The organism is Vreelandella sp. V005 (assembly GCF_052645115.1).
Genome location: NZ_JBQXYA010000002.1, coordinates 674,455 through 697,596 on the forward strand (window position 1 = coordinate 674,455; position 23,142 = coordinate 697,596).

Consider the following 23,142-nt stretch of genomic DNA (forward strand, 5'->3'; position numbering starts at 1 on the left):
AGGGTTAGTGGCTTAGGCTTGCGCAGTCCAAGACTGACACCAGCCAGCAGGGGCGACGCTATTTTCAGGGAATAGTTGGCATCCCTGCGTTTCTGCATTAAAGAACATACAGTTATCGCAGCGCTCGCCCTCTTCATAAGCGGGGTGATCGCTGGCTTCACTGGCGTCTTCGACGTAGTTAAGCGCTTGAGCGTTGCTTGAAGCGGGATCAAGGCGCGGCAGCTCTTGAGCAAAGGCAGTCTTGGAAAGAATGCCTGCACCCAGCGGCAGGGCCGCTAGCCCAAGCATGCTGTTGCGCATGAAGTCTCGACGGCTTTTATTAGCCATGATTTCTCCTTATCGTCACGGTCTGACGTTTGGTCACGTTGGTCGGGTGGTTAGCCACCTCTTTGTGCTCCGCATTATCTTAACAGCCGGAGTGCTTAGCGACACATTGCTAGATACTTCTCCAACCATTACATGCTAGCGAATGTACAAAGGTTGTGCGAATGCCTTGTAGTGTACAGCGACAATTGGTCACGCTGCTGTTGGGTGCTGCGCTCGCTTCTTGGTCGCTGTTATACTCTGCGCAGCTTCGAGGCAACGTCGAGTTGCCATCATTTTCTTTAAGGGGCGCGATATGCAAAACGCAGTCATTTTAATCAATACCGATAAAGGTCAGGTAAAAGCCGTGGCCGAGCGCTTGGCCGATGTCGAAGGTATTAGTGAAGTCTACTCCACCTGTGGACGCTACGACCTGGTGGCCATTGCGCGCACACGTGATTTCGAAAGCTTGGCTGAACTGGTAACCGAGCGCTTAAATGCCGTAGAGGGTATCAGCGATACAGAAACCTTGAATGCCATGCAGGTTCACTCCCGTCATGACCTCGAAACCATGTTTTCGCTAGGCTGGTAGACCATAAGCAGCTTTCAATGGTTGCCTCGTTGGTCGCTTAAATAGCGTTTACGCTAGGGCTAGTCAGGGAGTAAGCGTGTTGGGAACGTCGCTTTCAAGCTGGCGTCGGCAGGGTCGACGCTTGGGGATAGCTGTGTTGTTCGTTGCCGTTGGCACCGGGCTTTGGGAATTTCAGGAGCGTCAGCATAAAGATGCCTACACATGGATGGGTGTGCCTAGCTGGGAGACATTTAATCCAACCACGATGCACCGTGTGCTGCGCAATGAGGGTTATTTGGTAGGTTGGTCGGATGTGCGCGTCAACCCGCTATGGGTAAGCTATCAAGTTGAAGCGGTAGACGATTCACGTATTGGCTCTCGCCCAAACTTTCAAGCCGACTGGCGTACGCTTTGGCCGGTAGGCACCGATAGTTACGCCGGCAGCGGTTACGACCGAGGCCATCTGGCGCCCAATTACGCTATTGCGGCGGTGCATGGGCGCAGCGCTCAGGTCGATACCTTCTTGATGAGCAATATGGCCCCGCAACGACCCAACCTGAACCGCCAGCTGTGGCAGCGTTTAGAAGAGACGGTAATGGATCACTTTGCGCCACGCTTTGACCGGTTGCAGGTGATTACCGGCCCCATTTTTCCAGAACACTTTATGGATAACGTGTTTAATCGGGTAGGGTTGGTGGAAGTACCTTCGGCGTTTTATAAAATTATTGTCGCGCCACACAGTGAAGCCCCGTTAGCGTTGGCGTTTATCATGCCGCAGGATGTCCGTGGTAATGAGCCACTGGATGACTACCTGGTCACAATCGATGATATCGAGGCACTTACAGGGCTTAACTTCTTCCCAGAGTTGACGAGGGAAGTAGAGTCAGTGCTGGAAGGGGAGTTGCGTACACAGGGCTGGTCGCTTGAGGAAGTGGCACGACGGCCGGGGCGTTATCAATAAAGAGGCATACTTGAGAGAGGCAAGTACTTTAAAGAGAGCGGTAGCGTCGAGAAGATAAGCTTGGAGAAGTTGTCATGATGCGGACTGGCCCATGTAAGTCATGGTGCCCAGGAGAGGACTTGAACCTCCACGTCCATACGGACACTAGCACCTGAAGCTAGCGCGTCTACCAATTCCGCCACCTGGGCGCATCATTTAACGCTTGGATTAACAACTTGCTGTTTGTGTTCGTATGGTGCCCAGGAGAGGACTTGAACCTCCACGTCCATACAGACACTAGCACCTGAAGCTAGCGCGTCTACCAATTCCGCCACCTGGGCGAACACAAACCTTGCTTGGTACCGTACTGCTTACACTAATGAGTAGTAAAGAAGCAGTTTGGTGCCCAGAAGAGGACTTGAACCTCCACGTCCATACGGACACTAGCACCTGAAGCTAGCGCGTCTACCAATTCCGCCATCTGGGCAAGTGGCGCGTATAATACCGGGGTGATGGTTAAATGCAAGACCCTGTAGAGGCTTTTTGCGAAGCAAATTGTATAAACAATGTCTAAGACGGTTGGGTGATTGAACGTGCAGCGCTATACTGCGCCTATGACTAAACAAAACCCTATTCATTTCAGCGCTTCAAACACTGAAATCCCCCGCCCGCAACGCTTCGCGTATGCGCTTTTTTTATGCCTCTCGCAAATGACGCCATCAAGGATGTTGCTCGTATGAAGTATTGGACGTTAAGTGATGATCCACATGCCGAGCGCGAGGCGCATAAATATGGTAATCCCGCGCCAAGCCGGGAATATTTGCTTGCTGCCCTAGAGACATACGGTAAGCCAATTACCCATGAAAATATGAGCCGAATGCTGGGCCTGGAAGACGAAGAACTCATCGAGGCTGTCCGGCGCCGTTTGGCGGCGATGGAGCGCGATGGCCAAGTGTTGCGTGACCGCCGCAGTGCCTATGCGTTAATTGATAAGCTGGATCTCATTAAAGGCAAAGTGCTTGGGCACCGCGATGGCTTTGGCTTCTTGCTGCGCGATGATGGCAAAAAGCCTGACCTGGTACTGCCGCCGCGGCAAATGCGGCGCGTCTTTCACGGTGACCATGTATTGGCTCGGGTTAGCGGGCGTGATCGCCGTGGCCGTGATGAAGCGACCATTGCCGATGTGATTGCACGCAACACGCAAACCATTGTGGGTGTTTACCGCAGTAATACGCCTGAGTTCGGTATTCTGATTCCCGAAAATCCGCGTATTACTCAGGAAGTGATTATTCCGCACAGTGCCTGTGCTGGCGCTAAAGATGGTCAAGTAATTTCGGCCAAGATCGTTCAGCAGCCAGCGACGCGTGTGCAGCCGGTCGGCGAAGTAGTCGAAGTGCTGGGTGAGCGTATGGACCCCGGTATGGAAATCGATATTGCGATTCGCAGTTACGATATCCCCGCTGAATTCCCGCCTGAAGTACTCGATCAAATTGCCGACATTTCAGCGGAAGTACTGGAAGAAGACAAGCAGCACCGCGTTGACCTGCGTGATGTACCGCTAGTCACCATCGATGATGAATCCGCTAAAGATTTTGACGATGCGGTGTGTGCATGGAAAACGAAATCTGGCAGTTGGAAGCTTCTTGTCGCCATCGCGGATGTTTCCCACTATGTGCGCCCTGGAACGCCGCTAGATGACGAAGGCCGCACACGGGGGAACTCGGTCTACTTCCCCGGTCAAGTGGTCCCCATGCTGCCGGAGCTGTTGTCTAATGGTCTCTGTTCGCTGAACCCTCATGTGGATCGCCTAGTGTTGGTATGCGAGATGAATATCTCTCAAACCGGTGCGATCAGCCGCTACCGTTTCTACGAGGCGGTGATGAATTCTCACGCTCGCCTTACCTATAACAAGGTGGCCGCGATTCTTGATGAGAAGAGCGAAGAGGGCGAGGTGCTGCGGCAAGAACACAGTGAGCTCTTAAAACCGCTAAAGAACCTGGAAGAGCTTTATTACCTGTTACGCGAAGCACGCGCTGAGCGTGGTGCGATTGATTTCGATACCACTGAAACGGCCATCATCTTTAACGATGAGCGCAAAATCGAAAAAATTGTGCCGCGTAGTCGTAACAATGCTCATAAGCTGATTGAGGAGTGCATGCTGGCAGCTAACGTTGCCACGGCGCGCTTCCTGGATAAGCATGACCTGCCAGCGCTCTACCGTATCCATGAACGGCCCACGCCCGAGCGGCTGGATAAGCTTCGTCTGTTCCTCAATGAGCTAGGCCTCTCCGTCGGCGGCGGCGATATGCCCACTCCGCAGGACTACCAAGCGCTGCGCGAAGCAATTATTGACCGCCCTGATGCGGATATTATCCAGACAGTCATGCTGCGTTCGATGAATCAGGCTGTGTACTCGCCGCAAAATGAGGGGCACTTTGGTTTGGCCTACCAGGCCTATGCCCACTTCACTTCACCGATTCGTCGCTATCCTGACCTGTTGGTGCATCGCGCTATCCGTTCGGTGATCCGTGGCCCGCGTCAAACCAACACGGTGTTACGTGTCGAAGGCGCACCGGTTGAGCCGCCAAGTAAGTGGTGTCCATATACCTTCGAGCAGATGCTTGAGCTGGGTGAACACTGCTCGATGACGGAACGTCGCGCTGACGAAGCCACCCGCGATGTAGAGAGCTGGCTGAAGTGCGAGTTCATGTCCGACAAGCTTGGCGAAATGTTCGAGGGCACGATTGCCTCGGTCACTCAGTTTGGTCTGTTTGTACGTCTGGATGAGTTCTACGTAGAGGGGTTGGTGCATGTGACCTCGTTGCCATCGGACTACTACCACTACGAAGCAGAGAAGCATCGCCTGAAAGGTGAGCGTACTGGCACGACCTACCGTTTGGGCGATGGCCTCACGGTGCAGGTGGCGCGTGTCGATATGGATGACCGTAAGATCGATTTCGGCCTGGGGGACGAGAAGCCCCGTCCGCGCCGCCAGCCGCGTAAGAGCCGTGGTGGTGAAGAGGGCGCTGGGGCCAAAGCGAAAGCCGGTGGCGCCAAATCGGCAGGCAACAAACCCTCCAATAGCGAGAAGCCCGCTACGCGCCGTGGCCCACGCCGTACTCGTAACGGCCCACGCAAACCATCACCTAATAAGGGCTGAGCATGAAGTCAGCGTCTTCACGGCGGGGTCCCAAGACTCCCGATGGGTTGGATCAGGTCTATGGCGTTCATGCACTGCAAAGCTTGCTAGACAGAGGCGAAGCGCCCCGTGAGTTATGGGTGCAGCAGGGGGCGGGGAGCCGCTTGAAAGAGTTGGTCGCCCACGCTCAGTCGCAGGGTGCTCGGGTGAAAGAGCAGCCCCGCGATTTGCTGGATCAGCTAACCCAGGGTGCTGCTCATCAGGGTGTGGTGGCGTTTTGCCCACCGCTGACGCCAGAAGGTGAGGAGTCACTCTGGCTTAAGCTGCGTGCTTGGCCGTCGCCTACACCGCCGCTTCTGCTAATCCTTGATGGGGTCACCGATGTGCATAACTTCGGTGCCTGCCTGCGCAGCGCGGATGCCGCAGGGGCTCATGGGGTCATCGTGGCAAAAGATAAAGCCGCGCCGCTCAATGCCACGGTGCGCAAAGTGGCCTGCGGTGCTGCCGAGGTGGTGCCGGTTTATCAGGTGACCAATCTGGCGCGTACGCTTGCCAAGCTAAAAGATGCCGGGGTCTGGATTACCGGCACCGCCGGAGAAGCCGAGGCCAGCGTTTTCGACATTGATATGACCGGCCCGACTGCGCTGGTCATGGGGGCAGAAGCAAAAGGCATGCGTCGTTTGACCCGTGAAGCATGCGATAACCTAGCCAAGCTACCGATGGCGGGAGAGGTCTCTAGTCTAAACGTGTCGGTGGCCACCGGTATTTGCTTGTTTGAAGCAGTTCGTCAGCGTCAGCTTGCAAGTTAAACGCCGTACTACTAAGATACACGCGCCCGTTTGTCTGCAAGCGGGCGTTAGCTGTGAGAATTAGTAATTGTAACTGTCGTAAAAAACAGTTGTTGAGATAAAAGTTCTGTTTGATGCCCCGTTAGCCGTTTAATGCGGTAGCGGCGCACTTCAGTTAACTCCTTGCTTCCTTGTCGTCGTTTACTGTTTTTAGCAGTAGCACACAAAGGAAGCTGTCAAACCGCAAGGAGATCCCATGCGTCATTACGAAATCGTGTTTATGGTCCACCCGGATCAAAGCGAGCAGGTGCCGGCGATGGTTGAGCGCTACACCAGCATCGTTACTGAAAACAGCGGCACTGTGCACCGTCTGGAAGATTGGGGCCGTCGTCACTTGGCTTACCCGATCAACAAGATCCACAAAGCCCACTACGTGCTGATGAACGTTGAGTGCAGCGGCGAGACTCTCGATGAAATCGAGAATATTTTCCGTTACAACGACGCCATTATCCGCAGCCTGGTTGTTCGCTGCAAAGAAGCTGTTACTGAAGCTTCCCCGATGATGAAACCGGCAGAAGAAAAACGTCCGCGTCGCGAAGAAAAACCGCGCGCTGAAGAAGAAGAAACTGCCTGATTTTATTCACTGCACGTTTTAAGGAGCTAGTCCATGGCACGTTTTTTCCGTCGCCGTAAGTTTTGCCGCTTCACCGCTGAAGGCATCAAGCAGATCGATTATAAAGATCTGGACACGCTGAAGGCTTACATCACCGAAACTGGCAAGATCGTTCCAAGCCGTATTACCGGCACCAAAGCACGCTATCAGCGTCAGTTGGCGACTGCTATCAAGCGTTCGCGTTATCTGGCACTGCTGCCCTATTCCGATAGCCACCAGTAAGCGTTTAACGTGATGCTGGCACTAGCCCGATGGCTGATGCGGGGCACGCCTTACGCCGCAGGCGGGGCGGCCCTGGCAACGCTAGTGCCTTGGTTGTTCTGGTTAGGGGCAGCCATCGCCGCGTTGATGACCCTGCGTAAAGGTTTCGTGCCTGCGCTTCCGGTTATTATCGCTGCAGCGCTACCGGCTGGCTGGTGGTGGGCGCAAGGTGATGTCATTCCGCTTGCTAGCATATTGCTGGTAACGCTAATGGCGGTCATTCTGCGCGAGAGAATGCGTTGGGGCGAGACCTTAATTGTGGGGACATTAGTCGCCTCAGTGATGGTTCAGCTTGGCATTTTCAGCCCACCAGGTGGTACGGAACTAATGCTTGAGCAGTTGCGTGAAGGTTCACAAGAAGTGGATCGCATGCTCACGGAATTCGCCAATCAAGGCTACGATACCCAAACCATTGCCGCGCTAGTGGTAGGTGGTGTGACCGGGCTCGTTGTCCTATTGGCAGCCATCGTGTGTTTGGCGCTTGCGCGTAGTTGGCAAGCTGGGTTGTATAATCCAGGTGGCTTTCGCGAAGAGTTTCACGCACTGCGCCTAACCCCCAAAGAACTAGCTGTATTGGCGGTGATTGGGGTGGGTGGCATGCTGCTAGGCGCACATGCGTTGGCGATGCTTGGCTGGATTCCGCTATTGGTAGCTGGCGTTGCGTTAGTGCACGGGTTTATTGGATTAAAGGGGATGAACGGGCTGTGGCTGGTAGCATTTTATGTGCTGCTGATCACGACCTGGCCCACGATTCTCATTGTGCTGCTGTTGGGGCTGATTGATACATTCGCGAACGTTCGCGCACGCCTTGCCCGCAGCAACTGACAAGAGGTTTACGAGATGGAAGTCATTCTGCTCGACAACATTGGTAAGCTGGGCGGCCTGGGTGATAAGGTCACCGTGAAGCCTGGTTATGGTCGTAACTATTTGGTGCCTTACGGTTTAGCCGTACCGGCTACTAAAGACAACATCGAAGCGTTTGAAGCGCAGCGTGCTGAACTCGAAGCGCAAGCTGCAGAGCGTAAGGCGGAAGCCGAAGCGCGCGCTGAGCAGTTGAACGACATCGAACTGTCTTTGGTTTCCAAAGCAGGCGACGAAGGCAAGCTGTTTGGTTCTATTGGGCCGCGTGACTTGGCTGACGCCATTTCCTCTGCTGGCATCGATGTTGCCAAGAGCGAAGTCCGTATGCCGAATGGCCCGATTCGCCAAACTGGCGAATACGACATTGCCCTTCACTTGCACGCTGAAGTGGATGCGGTTGTACGCGTTGTGGTAGTGGCAGAGTAACTGGCTACTTAGCTTAGTCACTTGTTGTGCTAGCACGACAGCCTCAAAAGGCGCGGGTTTTCCCGCGCCTTTTGTTTTTTGTCATCTCGTGTTTTAAAACGTTTATCTTTAAGCGCTTGCGCTTCAAAGTACCTGTGTTGGATAAGTAGTACGTTCTGGATAGTGTCGTAAATTCGCCCGATACGTTGAGTCATGGCGGCTTTTAGACAATGTCTAGCGAGGGGCAATGCCGGTAGTCGAATTTACTCGCTCCGGCTAAGATAGCTCCTTTTCATCGGCTACGCTTTCACGTTTTAAGGAGCTCGCTATGCAGGACCAGCCTTCTGCTGATCAAGAAACGGCAGCGCTAAAACTGCCGCCGCACTCGCTGGAGGCGGAACAGTCGGTATTAGGCGGGCTAATGCTGGACAACCAAGCCTGGGATAATGTCTCAGAGCGGTTGGTAGCGGATGACTTTTACCGTTATGAACACCGTCTAGTGTTCAATGTGATGATCCATCTGGCGGAATCTGGCCAGCCATTAGACGTGGTCACGCTCTCTGAAGCACTGGAGGCGCGTGACCATTTAGATACGGTAGGTGGGTTGGCTTTTTTGGCTGAGCTTGCCCGCAATACACCCTCTGCCAGCAATATTCGTGCTTACGCTGACATCGTGCGTGAGCGAGCGACATTACGGAAGCTGATCCGTGCGGCGAATCAAATCGCTGATAGCGCCTTTTCGCCCCAGGGTCGTCCGGCGGATGAGCTGCTCAATGAAGCAGAGCGGTTGGTATTCCAGATTGCTGAGGAGCGGCCCAAGACCGGCGGCCCCATTGGCATGAGTGACCTGCTGACCAAAGCCGTCGATCGCATTGATGAGCTGTTTAATCTCAAAGGCGAAATGACCGGGCTCTCGACCGGTTTCCGAGATCTGGACGAAATGACCACCGGGCTACAGCCTTCGGATATGGTGGTAATTGCGGGCCGCCCCTCCATGGGTAAGACCACGTTCGCCATGAACTTGGTAGAGCATGCGGTCATTTCCAGCGACAAGCCGGTCATGGTGTTTTCCATGGAGATGCCGGCAGAATCGCTCATGCTTAGGATGCTTTCATCGCTGGGCAGGATTGACCAAACCCGTGTGCGTACCGGTCAGTTGGAAGATGAGGATTGGCCGCGCTTAACCTCTGCGGTCAACCTGCTAAAAGACAAACAGCTGTTTATCGACGATACCGCGGCCTTATCGCCTAATGAAATGCGCTCCAGGTTGCGCCGGGTAGTGCGTGAGCATGGCAATATAGCGCTGGTCATGATCGATTACCTTCAGCTGATGCAGATCCCTGGCTTTAGCGAAAACCGCACCGGCGAAATTTCTGAAATCTCGCGCTCTTTGAAAGGCTTGGCGAAAGAGTTCAATTGCCCCGTGGTGGCACTTTCTCAGTTGAACCGCTCATTGGAGCAGCGTCCCAACAAGCGCCCGGTCATGTCGGATCTTCGCGAGTCGGGTGCCATCGAGCAGGATGCGGACGTCATTGCCTTCGTTTATCGAGATGAAGTCTATAATCCAGATAATCCCGACAATCAGGGGATTGCAGAGCTAATTATCGGTAAACAGCGTAATGGACCAATCGGCACCGTTCATATGGCATTTATTGGTAAATACACCCGCTTCGAAGACCTGGCCCCGGATAGCTACGGCCAAGCCTTCGGCGACTAAGCGTTTAATGACGGGTTCTTGATGAATCGCTTGAGGATGGGGAGCGAGCTCGTATAATGCCCTCCCCACGATACGCAAAAAACGGGAGTAGCAAATGGCAGGTGGATTTCGGCGCGGTAATCGGCAGCGTCTTCCTAAGCTAGAAGGGCGCGGTGAGCTTGAAGCACTAGAGCGGGAAGGGCCTTTCAAGGAGTGGTTAGGTATGCCCGACCTTTATCGCTACCATTTGATAGTGGAGGGGGAAAAGTACAGCTACCAAACCGAAGATGGTGAGTTGCCTGTTAAGGTAGGCGATAAAGTTGTGTTTCGTTACAAAGAGACGAAAGGCGGCAACTGGATCGACCGTAATTCGCTTGGTAAAGCTATCGACCCTTCTGAATATCAGTGACATAACGAATTCTTGACGCTTCGGTCAGGAACTCTTTTATATGGTTGCCCTCCTAATAGCTGACATAACAGCTTAAACATTCGTGCTGGAAAACACTTGTTGTATAACCAGTCGTCAAGCGTCTATCTTTTAGTGGATGTCATCACACTGCAACAACAGGGCAACAGAAATGTCATTGGGTACGGTCATGCTGTGCCCACAGGATATTTCTAGTGACATTTTTGACGAAATACACGAATAACAGGAGGGAGCCATGGAACTGAAGGATCTTAAACAGTTTGTCGCCAATCACGACAACTTTGAAATTCGCGTGATTACCCATGCGGGCAGTCGTTTCTATCAGGTTGAGCTGGAAGACGTTGAGGGCGAGCGACATATGCTGACGCAGCGTACTAAGCCGATGCTGTTTCGCTCGCTAGATGATGTCTACATGGACCTCAAGCGTGCAGGGATTCATCGGGCTTACTTAGTGCAGCATGTGCCTCACGATGAAGTGATAGGCCGCGATGCGCATTATAGTGAACCGATCACATCGCGCATGCCGCTTGTTTTTTAACACTATTATTAACTCGTTAACGTTTAGCCTGACGCTTTTCCCACCACTGCCCAAGCCGAATTCGGCGACGAGCAAAAAATCGGTAACCGGCATTCATTATGCCGTGTACTCCCGGTAAACACGAAAACTTCACCAACCGCCGATAGCCCAGCACTGCATAGAGGGCACGGCTGGCATCCATCCCGATATACCACTCTCCTTGGCTGTCTCTTAGATGTAGCTGGCCCATCATCGCGTTAAACTCTTGCCCGTATGCTTTGGCGTTAAAGTCATTGGCCTGAATATCTATCAGCGCAATGTATTCCCGATGACGATGCTTTTCCAACCACGCCACTTCTTGCTGACAAAAAGGGCAGTGGCCGTCATGAAACAGCGTGACAGGGGGCGATGCCTTAAGTGGTGTGTAGCGGCTCATCGTTGATCCTTATTGGCTGTCGTCTTTGAGCGTTGCATAACCTGTTGTGTGGCAGGGTTGCCCGTAGCCAGGCGATGTCTCCAGTTGATCTAAAAAGTGCTCAGCCTGTTGGCGGATAGCTTCACGTTTTTCATCGGTCATGCGGCTGAGTGAACCATAAATCAGCTTCATCCGTGGATTCTTGTTAAGGGTTTCGGCGTTTGTCTCAAGAAAATACCAATAAAGGCTGTTGAAAGGACAAGCGTTAGGGCCGGTCACCTGCTTTGGTGAATAGCGACACTGCTGGCAATGGTCCGACATTTTATCGATGTATTTACCCGAAGCGCAGTAGGGCTTGGAACCCATCAAACCACCGTCTGCATGGAGCACCATACCTAGCGTGTTAGGCAGTTCTACCCATTCGCTGGCATCGGCATACACCGCTAAGTACCAATCGCATAGTGCTTCGGGTTTCACCCCGCACAGTAAGGCAAAATTGCCCGTGACCATTAACCGCTGAATGTGATGAGCGTAACTGTTGTCGATAGTCATCTGTATGGCGCGCTGCAAACAGCGCATATCCGTCGTGGCATCCCAGTAAAAGTCGGGCAGGTCGCGCTTAAAATTGAGTTGGTTGGCGGCTTTATAACTGGGCATCTGTGTCCAGTACAGCCCACGTACATACTCACGCCAACCGAGAATTTGACGGATGAACCCTTCAACGGCGTTGATGGGGGCGTCGCCAGCGAAATAGCACTGTTCGGCGGCTTCGCATACCTCTTGGGGGGAAAGTAAACCGATATTCATCGCTGCCGATAGCCGGGAGTGATAAAGAAACGGTGCTGAATCGCTGATGGCATCTTGGTAGCGACCAAACTGAGCCAATCCATGCTGAGTAAAATGCCTGAGATCCACCAGTGCCTGCCGACGTGTCACCGGTAGATTAAAATTTGCCAAGGAGCCCATATGGTCGCCGAAGTGGCGTTCTGCATCCGCCAGAGCCGATTTGGTCAACGCATCTTGGCGATGTTGCGGAAGGTCGGGGAAATCGAGTTCTGCACTGATAGGCTGACGATTGTCGTGGTCGAAATTCCACTTACCCCCCGCGGGCTCATCACCTTCCATCAACAACCCCGTACGCTTGCGCTGCTCCCGGTAAAAATACTCGAGACGAAGCTGCTTGCGCCCTTTTGACCATTGGCTGAATGCCTCAGGTGTGGTGAAGAAGCGCTCATCCTCTAACACCCGCCAGGGAATCGCTGCGTCATCACGCTGCCGCATCGTTTCCCAAAGCCGCCATTCACCGGGCCGTGCGACGCGTATTTCGTCACAACCATACTGTTTCGCGATGCGTTCTGCCTCTTCAATAAGGGAGTGGCTATTATCATCGTCATCTAGCGCGCTGTAGTGTACTTGAAAACCTTCTTCGCGCAGTGTCTGGGCAAAATGGCGCATAGCTGCCAGAAAAAGCCCGATCTTATGGATATGGTGAGGGACGTAGCGTGCTTCTTCAGCCACTTCACAAAGCGCAACCACCGCGCCAGCGGGCGCTTGGCGTAGCGTCGTTAGGGATAAAGAGAGCTGGTCGCCGAGCACTAATAGTAAGGGCTTGGACATGAGTTAGCCTGTAGTTATACAAATGATGTCAATAGTATAACTTTATGCCGCCACTTTGACGAAAAGTGGTAGTATTTAACCTGTTTTTAATTAGTAATTAAGCTGTTTTTAATCTTGAATTAGCCATCAGTGATACCGTTATTTATCAGGAGCAGTGTAATGACCGAACATGTCGTCAAGGATCAGCCGGGCGAGGGCCACTTAGCCCATGCGCCCAGTGATCATCCGCCGGTTCCGCGTGCCAAAGTCGGTGTTGTACTCGCAAACTTGGGCACGCCGGATGCCACTGACTACTGGTCAATGCGTCGCTACCTGAATGAATTCCTCTCTGATAAGCGTGTAGTCGACTATGCGGGTTGGAAATGGCAGCCGTTACTGCAACTGATCATTTTGACGAAGCGGCCGTTCTCTTCAGGTAAGGCGTACCGAGGAATCTGGAATAACGATAAGAATGAAAGTCCGCTGCTCACCACTACCCGCGCCCAGGCCGAGAAAATGACGGCGCGGTTGAAAGCGCTTTACGGTGACGATGTCGAAGTCGATTTCTGTATGCGCTATGGAAACCCCTCGACGGAAAGTGTGCTGAACCGATTAAAAGAGAAGGGCTGTGAGAAAATCGTTTTCTTTCCGCTCTACCCACAATACGGCTCGCCCACCACCGCAACGGCCAATGACCAGGCGTTTCGCACGCTGATGAAAATGAAGTGGCAACCGTATATCCGCACGGTGCCCGCCTATTTCGACCATCCCGCCTACGTGCAGGCGCTGGCAAATTCCGTTCAAGAAGCGTACGGCAGCTTCTCGACGCGCCCCACGAAACTGGTCGCTAGTTATCATGGCGTGCCCGAGCGTTATTTAATGGAAGGGGATCCTTACCACTGCCAGTGCCAGAAAACGACACGTTTGTTGCGGGAAAAGCTTGGTTTCAGTAAAGAGGAAGTGGATACCGCTTTCCAGTCACAGTTTGGCCCTGAAAAGTGGGTGGGTCCGCAAACGGTTAAGCACGTTGCAGAACTTGCCACACAGGGGCATAAGCATATTGCCATCATGTCGCCTGCTTTCTCATCTGACTGCGTCGAAACGTTGGAAGAGATTGAAGAGGAAATTCGCGATAGCTTTATGGAGGCGGGCGGAGAAACGTTTAGCTATATCCCTTGCCTCAATGACCGCGATGACCATATCGAAGCACTGCTAAGCGTTATCAACAATGAATTAGCAGGGTGGTTGTCGGTTGCTTAACGTGTCATCCCTTCATTAATTAAGAGGTTAATTAACAGCAGCCGCTCGGTGAGATGACCCTTAGCGGCTGTTTGCGTTTATGGGTTTGGCTGGTCAGTCAATATTGGCTGTTATAAGGTGTACAACTTCAGAATCACATTATTTCAACGCTTAAATGTGGGTGATAGAACATGATGCTTGGGCATCCGCCTCGACTTGAAGGGTGGGCCTTTCGTTATTCTGGAGGTTTCGCTTGATACAGCTCGCCGTGTTGATGGGTTTCGTGCTGGCAGCATTATCGCCCCTGTTAAACCGCTGGTTTGGCCAGCGCACCAGTCTTTTATTGGCACTTTTCCCTGCTTTGCTAGCCGTGTGGCTGTTACTTCAAACGCCGGAAGTTATGCAAAATGGCCGCTTACTCTTCGAGTGGCAGTGGGTACCTTCCTTGGGCATCAGCCTTACCTTTCTGCTGGATGGCTTGTCTCTGCTGTTTGGGCTATTGATTACCGTGATGGGGGCCTGCGTGTTGGTCTACGCCGGTGGTTACCTAAAAGGGCATCCTGATATAGCCCGGTTTCATATCGCACTCGTCGCCTTTATGGTTTCAATGCTGGGTTTAGTGCTGGCGGATGGTCTCTTTACGCTGTTTATTTTCTGGGAACTGACCAGCATTACCTCTTATTTATTGATTGGCTTTAATCACGCCGATATTAACGCCCGCAAGTCAGCACGGCAGGGGCTATTCGTGACCGTCGCGGGCGGCTTAGCGTTGATGGCCGGGCTGGTGTTACTGGGCATTGCGAGCGGTAGCTGGTCGCTGGCAGAAATTTTTGACCAAGAAGCCGATTTGCGCGAACACGCACTCTACACCCCCATGTTGGTCTGCTTGCTGTTGGGAGCCTTTACCAAGTCGGCCCAGTTCCCGTTTCACTTCTGGCTACCCAATGCGATGGCGGCGCCTACGCCGGTTTCGGCATACCTGCACTCGGCCACTATGGTGAAAGCGGGGATTTATCTATTGGCCCGCTTGCACCCGGAACTGGGCGGTACGCCGATGTGGATTGGCGTGCTTTCCGTTGTAGGCGCCCTCACCATGCTGGTCGGTGCCTTTTTAGCTATTCACCACACCAACATTAAAAAGCTGCTGGCTTACTCAACCATTATGGCATTGGGCACGTTAACGATGCTGCTGGGGATCGGTACCGAGTACGCGATGACGGCATTCGTCACCTTTCTTCTTGCCCATTCGCTCTATAAAGGAGCGCTCTTTATGGTCGCCGGCATACTTGACCATGAAACCGGCACTAAAGATGTCACGCAGATGGGTGGGCTGCGATCGATAATGCCGATAACGTCAATGATCGCGCTGATCGCGGCGCTTTCACTGGCGGGCGTTCCGCCGCTGTTTGGCTTTATTGGTAAAGAGCTGATGCTGGAGGCTGTGCTGGGTGCCGATAGCTTCCGCCTGCTGTTGGTACTGTTTGCTTTTGTCGCCTCCATTTTGACCATTGCGGTTGCCTTTATCATTGCGTTACGGCCTTTCTATGGGAAGCGCCACGATACACCTTTGGCGCCTCATGAAGCGCCGCAGAGTATGTGGTTGGGTCCTGCATTACTAGCTGTCGGATCGCTTCTACTCGGCCTAATGCCTGCTTTACTTGGCGTGAATGGATTGTTAACAGCCGCCGCCACCGCTGTCTCAGGGGGAACGATTAATGTGGCGCTTTCGCTTTGGTACGGCTTTAACGTAGCACTGGGCATGTCGGTAGTCAGTCTGGTGATTGGCTTCTTACTCTTTAAGCGGTGGGATAGTGTGCGTGCCAAGCTTTCGATGCTGACACCGGTAATGCGCCATGGCCCTGAGGCGGGCTATGAACACATGATGAACGGCATCGTGCAGTTCTCCGACTGGCAAACGCGGCTGCTGCAAAATGGCTACATGCGTAACTATATTTTAGTGATGCTGATCACGCTCATCGCGCTGATTGGCCACTCGATTCTGGTTCGCCATTCGCCGGTCATTACTTTTGATCTTGATGTTCGTTTCCACGAGGCGGTAGTGGCGGGAACGATGGCAATGAGCGCGCTGTTTGCTACAACGACTCGCTCTCGTCTTGGGGCCGTCGTGTCGGTTGGCGTGATGGGATTTTCTATTGCGCTCATTTTTATTTTATTCAGCGCGCCCGACTTAGCCATTACGCAGCTATTGGTTGAAACCTTAACGGTGATTTTACTCGTGCTGGTGCTGTTCCGGCTGCCACGATTTTCAAATCTTTCAACGAGTCTGGAACGTATCCGTGATGGCTCCGTCGCCGCGATGATGGGTATTTTGATCTGTTTATTAATTATGACGGCGTGGAACATTCAGCAGTTTGAACCAATTTCAACGTACATGATTGAGAACAGCGCGCCGCTGGCTTACGGCCGCAATATCGTTAATGTCATTTTGGTTGACTACCGGGCGCTGGACACCCTGGGTGAGATGTTCGTGCTGGCACTCGCAGCGATTGGTGTTATCGCGATGCTCAAGCTGCGTCATGGCGAGAGCAGCAATGAAAAGCACGAAGAGGGCAGTAAAGTGACCAGCAAGGAGCCTTCCGATGGTTAAGTCAGGCACGATTATTCTCAATACGGCGGCACGCTTTTTAATGCCGCTGCAATTGATGTTTTCTATTTTCCTATTGCTGCGAGGGCATGACGAGCCGGGCGGTGGTTTCATTGCGGGTTTAGTAGCGGCGGGGGCCTTTACGCTCTATCTCTTTGCCTTTGGGGTGAGCGCCACCAAAGAAGTGCTGCGAATGGTCGACCCCCGCGACTTAATTGGCATCGGCTTGCTGCTGGGGATGATTTCGGTGGTGCCGGCTTGGTTTTTGGGTCAGCCCTTTTTGACCGCCCAGTGGTGGACTATTCCCGTTATCGATTTCAAAGCTTCGACACCACTGATTTTCGATATTGGTGTTTATTTTGCTGTGCTGGGCTCTGTTACTGGCATGGTAATGACGCTAATGGAGGTCGATAAAGATGAGCCTTGAGCTAACAGGAGCCTCAGCATGGAACCATTGATGGCAGTGGCGATTGGTTTGCTGTATGCAACCGCCATTTTTATGATGCTGCGTCGCTCTATCGTCAAATTGGTCATTGGCTTGATGCTGCTTTCCAACGCGGCCAATTTACTAATTTTTACGACGGCGGGCATGACACGAGGCGTGCCGCCGCTGATTGCAGAAGGCATGATGCAGCCGCCTAGCGGTGTTGCCGATCCCTTGCCTCAAGCGGTGGTATTAACGGCGATCGTGATTGCCTTCGGGGTACTTGCGTTTGCCGTGGTATTGATCCGACGTGCCTACGAAGTCGTCAAGGCCGATGATCTCGATAAGATGAAGGATACTGATACGTGAGGCCTGAAGTCGCTCTTCCCGTCCTCTTGCCCTTGTTATCAGGGGCTATTTCGTTATTGTTTTGGCGCTCGCGGCCCATGCAGCGGTTTTTAGCCGTGGCAGGTAATGTGGCGCTGCTGCTGGTCAGTCTCTGGTTGTTTGTCTCAACATGGTCGGATGGCTACGTCACGATGCAAATGGGTAGCTGGCCAGCGCCGTTTGGGATTACCTTGATCGCCGACCTGCTAAGTGCGGTGATGGTGTTGATGACGGCCATTATTGGCTTGGCAATGGGGCTTTACTCTTTGGCCACCACCGGCCGCGGCCACGAAAAATTCGGTTACTACCCGTTAATGCACCTGCTTCTGGCTGGCGTAATGGGTGCTTTTTTGACGGGGGATATCTTCAACCTCTACGTGTGGTTCGAAGTCATGCTAGTGGCTTCGTTTGCGCTGTTGATCCTAGGTGGTGAACGCGCACAAATGGAAGGGGCGATTAAATATGTCACGTTAAATCTGCTTGCGTCGGTGATTTTTCTAACGGCGGTGGGGCTGCTCTATGGCATGGTGGGCACGCTGAATATGGCCGATATTGCGCTGCGCATGGATGAGGCCGAACACACCGGGATGGTCGAGGTATTGGCCGTCATGTTTATGGTAGCGTTTGGGATCAAAGCGGCGGCTTTTCCGCTGTTCTTTTGGTTACCAGCCTCTTACCACACGCCGCCAGTCGCTGTTTCAGCCCTGTTCGCTGGTTTGCTCACCAAGGTGGGCGTTTATGCGATGTTTCGTGTCTTCACGCTGATGTTTGATCAAACCATGGGCTATCTTCAGGACATCATGCTATGGGGCGCTGTGTTCACGATGGTAACCGGCGTGTTGGGCGCGGCAGCTCAGTATGAATTCAGGCGCATTTTATCGTTTCATATTGTCAGCCAAATTGGCTACATGATTTTAGGGTTAGCACTTTATACGCCGTTGGCGATTGCTGGCGGTGTATTTGCGATCGTCCACAATATGGTGGTAAAGACCAACCTCTTTTTAATTAGCGGCATTACTCATCGTTTGCAGGGAACTTATCAGCTTAAAAAGATGGGTGGGCTTTACCGCGAGCGCCCATGGTTAGCCGTTGCCTTCTTTATCTCGGCCTTTTCACTGGCGGGTGTGCCGCCGCTCTCCGGCTTTTTTGCCAAATTTGTGATTGTGCGGGCGGGCCTGGAAGTTGAAGCTTATGTCGCCACCGGCATTGCCCTGGTGGTGGGATTAATGACGCTCTACTCCATGGTTAAAATATGGAACGAAGTATTCTGGAAATCCTTGCCCGAAGACAACCTAGTCCCTGAAACGGCCACGCCGGTCGGCGACGACGGCCGACTATTAAAGCCCAGCCTGTGGATGATGTATTTACCGGTGATGGTGCTGGCACTTTCCTCGTTACTGATAGGTGTGTTTGCAGAGCCGATCATGTGGGTCATGACCCGTATTGGCGATCAGTTGCTTGAACCTCAGGGTTATATCGAAGCAGTACTGGGTGCTGCCGCCAGTGCAGAAGATGCGTTGCTGGAATCGACCGCTGCGGCAGAAACAGAACCTGAGGCTGATGACGGGGAGGCAGTACCATGACCGGGGCTATTTGGAACTTGCTGCTAGGGTTGGCCTGGGTGCTGTTGAGCGGGGACTTCAGCGGCTTGAATCTTCTGATTGGCTTGATCTTCGCCTATATCACTCTAGTCCTGCTCGAGCCTCAAATAGATGCATTAAAAGGTTATCCTGCTCGCATACCACGCTTAATCGGTTTTATTGCCTTTTTTGTAAAAGAGTTGATCCAAGCTAATTTGCGTGTTGCTTTCGATATTGTCACTCCTCCCTGGCACATGAAGCCCGGCGTCATCGCCTTGCCGCTTTCCGCCCGCACCGAAATGGAAATTACCATGGTGGCCAATCTGATTTCCTTGACCCCAGGAACGCTGAGCCTGGATGTGTCGGATGACCGTAAAGTGCTCTACATCCATGCCATGTTTTTAGATAACGAGGAGGAGTTGCGGCGTAATTTAAAAGAGATGGAACATCGCGCTCTGGAGCTGTTTCGCTAATGGATACCGTGATTCTTATTAGCCAAGTCATCATGAGCTTGGCCCTTGTGTTCACTTTTGTTCGCGTCGTCCGTGGCCCAAGCCTGCCCGACCGCGTGGTCGCTTTGGAGCTTTTTTCGACCACGGTAGTGGGGCTGGTCGGGGTGTATGCGATTAAATCAAACGTTGCCAGCTTTCTAGATGCCGCCATTGTGATCGCCTTGATGGGTTTTTTAGCAACCATTGCATTCGCACGCTTTTTGGAGAGGGGAGGCCCACGAGATGATTGATTTTTTAAAAGGGTCGTTAATCATTGGTGGCGCTCTGTTTATGCTGCTCGCTTCCGTCGGATTGCTGCGGTTGCCTGATTTGCTAACGCGCATGCATGCAACCACCAAGGCGGCGGCGTTAGGCGTGATTTTAATTATGCTGGCTGCCGCTATGCACTTTGCGGAAGTGGGTATTGTGGCCAGGTCGTTTGCCATTATTGTGTTTATTTTGATGACCGCGCCCGTGGCGGCACACGTAATGGGACGAGCCGGTTATTTTGTTGGTTCTAAGCTCTGGAGTGGTACGGTGAAAGATGAGCTACGCCCTAACTACGATCCATTGACTCACGAATTGAAAAGTGGCCTGGAAACCCAGGAAAACGCTAAGCGGCAACCGAGGGAGACAGACCCAGACTAGCCGAAAGAGCGCCCTTTTGAATCTGAAACGCATCAATCTCAAAGCCACCTTCGGGTGGTTTTTTTATGTCTATTATTCGAATAAACCAAATTCTATACAAATAATTTAAAATAAGTTATGTACAATAATTGTACTGTATAACATAGTGTGTCTATGTTTTACTGTAAGAATATCGGTGTGCGGGTACCGTGATATGCACTGTAAACAACATCTGCCCCAAAAAACTTGCGTTCAATGCCTGCGCCCATTCACTTGGCGCAAAAAATGGGCGCGCTGCTGGGATGAGGTGCGCTACTGCAGCGAACGTTGCCGTCGCAGCCCCAAGTAGCTAAGCACCCCAAGGAGGCACAAGCATGAACAGCACGACCGATATAGTCTGGTTGCAGGATGACCTGCGTATAGCTGATAACCCTCTCTTTCACTTTACCGATATCCCTAGCCATCTGCTTTGTCTCTATGTCGTTGACGAGCAGTGGTTGGCGCCACTCATTGAGGGCGAATCCACGCCGCGTATTGGACCCGCGCGTTTACGCTTTCTATGGCAAAGCTTGATGGAGTTGCGCGGTGAGCTATTGCAGCGTGGTAGCGATTTGCTGGTTCGCGTTGGGAAACCGAGCAAGGTGGTTATCGAACTGGCTACCTCGCTCAATGCCCATCAAATAAGAGTTGCCGAGCACCCTGGGGTTGAAGAAAGTTTGCACATACAGGCGGTTATAGAGCTACTGCCTAGTGAAACAAGCGTTATGTGCATGGAGAGTGGACGCCTTTTTGACCGCCAATCTTTGCCTTTCGAGCAAGCGGCACTACCTGAAAGCTTTTCCGCCTTCAGGCGTGGGGTAGAGCAAGCGTGTGCGGTGCCTGAAAATCGCTGCGCGCCGGTAACGCTGCCCCCTTGGCCTGATGCCCCCAGAGGATTTCCGCCCTTAAAAGCCGTTTGTGAGCAAAGTGCTGCGTGGCAGCCCGATAGCCGTCAAGGCTACGCCTATCGGGGAGGGGAGTCTGAAGCGCATGCGCGCCTGCACGATTACTTGTGGCACCAGCAGGGCGCTCAAACGTACAAGAAAACCCGCAATGGTTTACTGGGGGCGAATTTTTCAACCCGCGTATCACCCTGGCTCGCCCGAGGCTGCTTATCTGCTCGCCAGGTGTATGCGGCAGTGAAGGCGTGGGAAGCAGAGAACGGCAGCAATGAATCGAGCTATTGGATCACTTTCGAGTTGCTGTGGCGGGAATATTTTATCCGAGCTGCTGAGCTGGAAGGGGCGAAAATGTTTGGCACTGGCCAACCTGACGTGCCGTGCGCCGCTTTCGACGCTTGGCGCAATGCCGCGACAGGGCTGCCGTTTGTGGATGCCGCGATGTTAGAACTTCGTACGACTGGCTGGTTATCCAATCGTGCTCGGCAAAACGTGGCCAGTTTTTTAGTCAAAGACTTAAACGTGGATTGGCGATTAGGTGCGCTGTGGTTTGAACACTGCTTGATTGATTACGATGTTGCCAGTAATTGGGGAAATTGGCGCTACATTGCAGGCGTTGGTCGTGACCCAAGGCAGGATCGCTACTTTAACGTCCTTAAGCAGGCAGGCCACTATGATCCTCAGGGCCTCTATGTAGCGCACTGGTTAAAACAGCTCGAAAACGTACCCCATGGTTTAGCACGCCATCAACCATGGCGTTTTGATCCACTCGCTTTTAAAGCACCCTGTGTGGAGCCTGAACAGTGGGAGCGTTGGTTGATTCCCCGCCACGAAACCGCGACATTCCCCGAGCCGCCCGTAATGGCGCTTGTGAAGTAGTCTTTGCCTGTGGCCAGCCGTCAAGGCTGGTATCTACGTCTTTTCTAGGCCATCATCCCAGGCATGCCAAGGACTGCCTAAGGATATCGTTCATGTCTCGACATTTCTCTGCAGGGCGCTTATTACGCCCTTTCGTGTGTGCCTCTTTTATTGCAGCGTTGACCACCCCTTTTGTTGGAAGCAACGCGTTAGCTAACACACAACTGATGGCTGAAGTGGATACACAGGCCGCTACGGAGGTCAGCTATGCAAATTTTCAACAGTGGCTTCAGTCGTTTCGCCAATATGCCTCTGAGCAGGGAATTAGCGAAGCAACCCTGCACAGCGCATTGGATGGCGTTCGCTATCGCGAGCGCGTGATTGAACTCGACGGCTATCAGCCTGAATTTGTGCGTCCTATTTGGGAGTATCTCGACACGGCGGTTTCGGCCACACGTGTTGATAACGGCCAGGAAAAATTGGCAGCCCACCGGGATACCGCCTTACAAATGCAGCAGCGCTATGGCATCCCTGCCGAAATTATTGTCGCCATTTGGGGAATAGAAAGTAACTACGGCAGCAATTTTGGTGATTTTTCTACGTTAGAGTCGCTTGCTACGCTGGCTTATGATGGGCGACGGCGTGATTTTGCTCGCGGTGAGCTTCTCGCCGCCCTGCGTATTATCGACGAAGGCGACATCGCCGCCGAGCAGATGAAAGGATCCTGGGCGGGAGCGATGGGCCATACCCAATTTATCCCCAGCAGTTTTGAAGCTTATGCGGTAGACGGCGATGGCGATGGCCGCCGCGATATCTGGGGCAGTATTCCCGATGTGATGGCGTCGACGGCTAACTATCTTGAACGGGCAGGCTGGCAAACCGGCCAGCCTTGGGGAGTCGAGGTAATGTTGCCCGACGGCTTCGATTATGCGCAAACAGAGCGTCGCAGTAGTGACGAGTGGCGCGATCAAGGCGTGCGGGCGCAACAGGGCGAGGTGCCAGATTTTGACAATGCCGCCATCGTTATTCCCGCTGGGGCCAATGGCCCTGCCTTTTTGGTAGGCGCTAATTTCCGTGCAATTTTACGTTATAACAACGCCACCAGTTATGCATTGGCTGTAGCAACACTAGGTGATGCAATCGCTGGACGTCCTGGTATTCAACATGCCTGGCCACGAGATCAAGCGCCGCTGACGCGTGATGACGTGCAAGCGCTTCAGCGCGGATTAAATCGTGCGGGTTACTCGGTTGGCGGCGCGGATGGCGTGATGGGCCCCAATACCCGCCAGGGCCTGAGGAACTTCCAGCGCGATCAGGGGTTAATACCAGATGGATTTGCGACACAAGCGCTGCTTGAACAGTTACGTCGTCGCTCTGAGTAATCGGCATTACGTTAATTGA

General features: G+C 52.9%; 25 protein-coding genes and 3 tRNA genes. 22 read left to right on the top strand and 6 right to left on the bottom strand.

The window, feature by feature from the left end; translation table 11 throughout:
• Positions 1 to 12: 12 nt before the first annotated feature.
• On the bottom strand, positions 13 to 327 hold the full coding sequence (locus ACUN8H_RS08380; protein ID WP_445531687.1) for a high-potential iron-sulfur protein: 315 nt from the start codon (positions 325 to 327) through the stop codon (positions 13 to 15).
• Between the two features lie 292 nt (positions 328 to 619).
• Between ACUN8H_RS08380 and ACUN8H_RS08385 the strand changes: the two genes are divergently transcribed.
• The gene (locus ACUN8H_RS08385; RefSeq protein ID WP_008958975.1) at positions 620 to 895 is read left to right on the top strand and encodes an Lrp/AsnC family transcriptional regulator; all 276 of its coding nucleotides are present in this window, start codon (positions 620 to 622) and stop codon (positions 893 to 895) included.
• 79 nt (positions 896 to 974) lie between these two features.
• Complete coding sequence (locus tag ACUN8H_RS08390) at positions 975 to 1,835, top strand: DNA/RNA non-specific endonuclease (RefSeq protein ID WP_445531728.1); 861 nt, start codon at positions 975 to 977, stop codon at positions 1,833 to 1,835.
• A 101-nt stretch (positions 1,836 to 1,936) separates the two neighbouring features.
• On the opposite strand, the gene ACUN8H_RS08395 is transcribed toward ACUN8H_RS08390, so the two are convergent.
• The 3 genes from ACUN8H_RS08395 to ACUN8H_RS08405 form a co-directional block, all read right to left on the bottom strand.
• A tRNA-Leu gene (locus tag ACUN8H_RS08395) sits at positions 1,937 to 2,023 on the bottom strand.
• Positions 2,024 to 2,068: 45 nt separating this feature from the next.
• Positions 2,069 to 2,155 (bottom strand) — tRNA-Leu (locus ACUN8H_RS08400).
• Between the two features lie 59 nt (positions 2,156 to 2,214).
• A tRNA-Leu gene (locus ACUN8H_RS08405) sits at positions 2,215 to 2,301 on the bottom strand.
• A gap of 249 nt (positions 2,302 to 2,550) precedes the next feature.
• On the opposite strand from ACUN8H_RS08405, the gene rnr reads away from it, so the two are divergent.
• The 9 genes from rnr (at position 2,551) to ACUN8H_RS08450 (ending at position 10,602) form a co-directional block, all read left to right on the top strand.
• Positions 2,551 to 4,974, top strand: a complete 2,424-nt coding sequence (gene rnr / locus ACUN8H_RS08410; protein ID WP_445531688.1) for a ribonuclease R — start codon at positions 2,551 to 2,553, stop codon at positions 4,972 to 4,974.
• Between the two features lie 2 nt (positions 4,975 to 4,976).
• Positions 4,977 to 5,762, top strand: a complete 786-nt coding sequence (rlmB, locus tag ACUN8H_RS08415; RefSeq protein WP_445531689.1) for a 23S rRNA (guanosine(2251)-2'-O)-methyltransferase RlmB — start codon at positions 4,977 to 4,979, stop codon at positions 5,760 to 5,762.
• 235 nt (positions 5,763 to 5,997) lie between these two features.
• Positions 5,998 to 6,375 carry a 30S ribosomal protein S6 gene (gene rpsF, locus ACUN8H_RS08420; protein WP_007113338.1) on the top strand — a complete coding sequence of 126 codons (378 nt, stop codon included), beginning with the start codon at positions 5,998 to 6,000 and terminating at the stop codon, positions 6,373 to 6,375.
• 33 nt (positions 6,376 to 6,408) lie between these two features.
• The gene (gene rpsR, locus ACUN8H_RS08425; RefSeq protein WP_008958980.1) at positions 6,409 to 6,636 is read left to right on the top strand and encodes a 30S ribosomal protein S18; all 228 of its coding nucleotides are present in this window, start codon (positions 6,409 to 6,411) and stop codon (positions 6,634 to 6,636) included.
• A gap of 12 nt (positions 6,637 to 6,648) precedes the next feature.
• Complete coding sequence (locus ACUN8H_RS08430; protein WP_295712428.1) at positions 6,649 to 7,500, top strand: hypothetical protein; 852 nt, start codon at positions 6,649 to 6,651, stop codon at positions 7,498 to 7,500.
• Positions 7,501 to 7,515: 15 nt separating this feature from the next.
• Positions 7,516 to 7,962, top strand: coding sequence for a 50S ribosomal protein L9 (gene rplI, locus ACUN8H_RS08435; protein WP_133730184.1), 447 nt, complete (start codon positions 7,516 to 7,518; stop codon positions 7,960 to 7,962).
• Positions 7,963 to 8,269: 307 nt separating this feature from the next.
• Complete coding sequence (gene dnaB / locus ACUN8H_RS08440; protein ID WP_295712433.1) at positions 8,270 to 9,658, top strand: replicative DNA helicase; 1,389 nt, start codon at positions 8,270 to 8,272, stop codon at positions 9,656 to 9,658.
• A gap of 94 nt (positions 9,659 to 9,752) precedes the next feature.
• On the top strand, positions 9,753 to 10,046 hold the full coding sequence (locus ACUN8H_RS08445; RefSeq protein WP_445531690.1) for a hypothetical protein: 294 nt from the start codon (positions 9,753 to 9,755) through the stop codon (positions 10,044 to 10,046).
• Between the two features lie 253 nt (positions 10,047 to 10,299).
• Entirely contained in the window at positions 10,300 to 10,602 is a 303-nt protein-coding gene (locus tag ACUN8H_RS08450) for a DUF6482 family protein (protein ID WP_445531691.1), read from the top strand.
• Positions 10,603 to 10,618: 16 nt separating this feature from the next.
• Here the strand turns inward: ACUN8H_RS08450 and ACUN8H_RS08455 are convergent, their stop codons facing one another.
• On the bottom strand, positions 10,619 to 11,017 hold the full coding sequence (locus tag ACUN8H_RS08455) for a thiol-disulfide oxidoreductase DCC family protein (protein ID WP_445531692.1): 399 nt from the start codon (positions 11,015 to 11,017) through the stop codon (positions 10,619 to 10,621).
• 9 nt (positions 11,018 to 11,026) lie between these two features.
• A complete protein-coding gene (locus tag ACUN8H_RS08460; RefSeq protein WP_445531693.1) occupies positions 11,027 to 12,613 on the bottom strand; it encodes a cryptochrome/photolyase family protein in 1,587 nt (528 codons plus the stop codon).
• Positions 12,614 to 12,772: 159 nt separating this feature from the next.
• Here ACUN8H_RS08460 and hemH point away from each other — a divergent pair, with 159 nt between their 5' ends.
• From hemH to ACUN8H_RS08515, 11 genes are all read left to right on the top strand, one after another.
• Complete coding sequence (gene hemH / locus ACUN8H_RS08465) at positions 12,773 to 13,852, top strand: ferrochelatase (RefSeq protein WP_445531694.1); 1,080 nt, start codon at positions 12,773 to 12,775, stop codon at positions 13,850 to 13,852.
• Between the two features lie 235 nt (positions 13,853 to 14,087).
• Positions 14,088 to 16,439, top strand: coding sequence for a putative monovalent cation/H+ antiporter subunit A (locus tag ACUN8H_RS08470; protein WP_445531729.1), 2,352 nt, complete (start codon positions 14,088 to 14,090; stop codon positions 16,437 to 16,439).
• Positions 16,432 to 16,863: a Na+/H+ antiporter subunit B gene (locus ACUN8H_RS08475; protein WP_290700248.1), complete on the top strand. Its 432-nt coding sequence runs from the start codon at positions 16,432 to 16,434 to the stop codon at positions 16,861 to 16,863. Before ACUN8H_RS08470 ends, ACUN8H_RS08475 begins: the two co-directional genes overlap by 8 nt.
• 18 nt (positions 16,864 to 16,881) lie before the next feature.
• On the top strand, positions 16,882 to 17,229 hold the full coding sequence (locus ACUN8H_RS08480; RefSeq protein ID WP_290700246.1) for a Na+/H+ antiporter subunit C: 348 nt from the start codon (positions 16,882 to 16,884) through the stop codon (positions 17,227 to 17,229).
• On the top strand, positions 17,226 to 18,830 hold the full coding sequence (locus ACUN8H_RS08485; RefSeq protein ID WP_445531695.1) for a Na+/H+ antiporter subunit D: 1,605 nt from the start codon (positions 17,226 to 17,228) through the stop codon (positions 18,828 to 18,830). The genes ACUN8H_RS08480 and ACUN8H_RS08485 overlap by 4 nt, the downstream gene beginning before the upstream one ends.
• A complete protein-coding gene (locus ACUN8H_RS08490) occupies positions 18,827 to 19,300 on the top strand; it encodes a Na+/H+ antiporter subunit E (protein WP_445531696.1) in 474 nt (157 codons plus the stop codon). The genes ACUN8H_RS08485 and ACUN8H_RS08490 overlap by 4 nt, the downstream gene beginning before the upstream one ends.
• Complete coding sequence (locus ACUN8H_RS08495; RefSeq protein WP_290700239.1) at positions 19,300 to 19,569, top strand: cation:proton antiporter; 270 nt, start codon at positions 19,300 to 19,302, stop codon at positions 19,567 to 19,569. Before ACUN8H_RS08490 ends, ACUN8H_RS08495 begins: the two co-directional genes overlap by 1 nt.
• Entirely contained in the window at positions 19,562 to 19,966 is a 405-nt protein-coding gene (gene mnhG, locus ACUN8H_RS08500) for a monovalent cation/H(+) antiporter subunit G (RefSeq protein ID WP_445531697.1), read from the top strand. The genes ACUN8H_RS08495 and mnhG overlap by 8 nt, the downstream gene beginning before the upstream one ends.
• A 193-nt stretch (positions 19,967 to 20,159) precedes the next feature.
• Positions 20,160 to 20,294 carry a DUF2256 domain-containing protein gene (locus ACUN8H_RS08505; protein ID WP_445531698.1) on the top strand — a complete coding sequence of 45 codons (135 nt, stop codon included), beginning with the start codon at positions 20,160 to 20,162 and terminating at the stop codon, positions 20,292 to 20,294.
• Between the two features lie 25 nt (positions 20,295 to 20,319).
• Positions 20,320 to 21,762: a DASH family cryptochrome gene (locus ACUN8H_RS08510; protein ID WP_445531699.1), complete on the top strand. Its 1,443-nt coding sequence runs from the start codon at positions 20,320 to 20,322 to the stop codon at positions 21,760 to 21,762.
• A gap of 92 nt (positions 21,763 to 21,854) precedes the next feature.
• Positions 21,855 to 23,123: a lytic murein transglycosylase gene (locus tag ACUN8H_RS08515; protein ID WP_445531700.1), complete on the top strand. Its 1,269-nt coding sequence runs from the start codon at positions 21,855 to 21,857 to the stop codon at positions 23,121 to 23,123.
• Positions 23,124 to 23,142 lie beyond the last annotated feature (19 nt).

What these genes read in the sequence shown, in the direction of transcription:
- ACUN8H_RS08480 (WP_290700246.1), top strand. Translation starts at nt 16,882, where the DNA reads ATGGAACCATTGATGGCAGTGGCGATTGGTTTGCTGTATGCAACCGCC.
- rplI (WP_133730184.1), top strand. Translation starts at nt 7,516, where the DNA reads ATGGAAGTCATTCTGCTCGACAACATTGGTAAGCTGGGCGGCCTGGGT.
- mnhG (WP_445531697.1), top strand. Translation starts at nt 19,562, where the DNA reads ATGATTGATTTTTTAAAAGGGTCGTTAATCATTGGTGGCGCTCTGTTT.
- ACUN8H_RS08505 (WP_445531698.1), top strand. Translation starts at nt 20,160, where the DNA reads ATGCACTGTAAACAACATCTGCCCCAAAAAACTTGCGTTCAATGCCTG.
- ACUN8H_RS08380 (WP_445531687.1), bottom strand. Translation starts at nt 327, where the DNA reads ATGGCTAATAAAAGCCGTCGAGACTTCATGCGCAACAGCATGCTTGGG.
- rpsR (WP_008958980.1), top strand. Translation starts at nt 6,409, where the DNA reads ATGGCACGTTTTTTCCGTCGCCGTAAGTTTTGCCGCTTCACCGCTGAA.
- ACUN8H_RS08490 (WP_445531696.1), top strand. Translation starts at nt 18,827, where the DNA reads ATGACCGGGGCTATTTGGAACTTGCTGCTAGGGTTGGCCTGGGTGCTG.
- ACUN8H_RS08385 (WP_008958975.1), top strand. Translation starts at nt 620, where the DNA reads ATGCAAAACGCAGTCATTTTAATCAATACCGATAAAGGTCAGGTAAAA.
- ACUN8H_RS08515 (WP_445531700.1), top strand. Translation starts at nt 21,855, where the DNA reads ATGTCTCGACATTTCTCTGCAGGGCGCTTATTACGCCCTTTCGTGTGT.
- ACUN8H_RS08475 (WP_290700248.1), top strand. Translation starts at nt 16,432, where the DNA reads ATGGTTAAGTCAGGCACGATTATTCTCAATACGGCGGCACGCTTTTTA.
- ACUN8H_RS08510 (WP_445531699.1), top strand. Translation starts at nt 20,320, where the DNA reads ATGAACAGCACGACCGATATAGTCTGGTTGCAGGATGACCTGCGTATA.
- ACUN8H_RS08450 (WP_445531691.1), top strand. Translation starts at nt 10,300, where the DNA reads ATGGAACTGAAGGATCTTAAACAGTTTGTCGCCAATCACGACAACTTT.
- rlmB (WP_445531689.1), top strand. Translation starts at nt 4,977, where the DNA reads ATGAAGTCAGCGTCTTCACGGCGGGGTCCCAAGACTCCCGATGGGTTG.
- ACUN8H_RS08455 (WP_445531692.1), bottom strand. Translation starts at nt 11,017, where the DNA reads ATGAGCCGCTACACACCACTTAAGGCATCGCCCCCTGTCACGCTGTTT.
- rnr (WP_445531688.1), top strand. Translation starts at nt 2,551, where the DNA reads ATGAAGTATTGGACGTTAAGTGATGATCCACATGCCGAGCGCGAGGCG.
- rpsF (WP_007113338.1), top strand. Translation starts at nt 5,998, where the DNA reads ATGCGTCATTACGAAATCGTGTTTATGGTCCACCCGGATCAAAGCGAG.
- dnaB (WP_295712433.1), top strand. Translation starts at nt 8,270, where the DNA reads ATGCAGGACCAGCCTTCTGCTGATCAAGAAACGGCAGCGCTAAAACTG.
- ACUN8H_RS08460 (WP_445531693.1), bottom strand. Translation starts at nt 12,613, where the DNA reads ATGTCCAAGCCCTTACTATTAGTGCTCGGCGACCAGCTCTCTTTATCC.
- ACUN8H_RS08445 (WP_445531690.1), top strand. Translation starts at nt 9,753, where the DNA reads ATGGCAGGTGGATTTCGGCGCGGTAATCGGCAGCGTCTTCCTAAGCTA.
- hemH (WP_445531694.1), top strand. Translation starts at nt 12,773, where the DNA reads ATGACCGAACATGTCGTCAAGGATCAGCCGGGCGAGGGCCACTTAGCC.
- ACUN8H_RS08495 (WP_290700239.1), top strand. Translation starts at nt 19,300, where the DNA reads ATGGATACCGTGATTCTTATTAGCCAAGTCATCATGAGCTTGGCCCTT.
- ACUN8H_RS08430 (WP_295712428.1), top strand. Translation starts at nt 6,649, where the DNA reads ATGCTGGCACTAGCCCGATGGCTGATGCGGGGCACGCCTTACGCCGCA.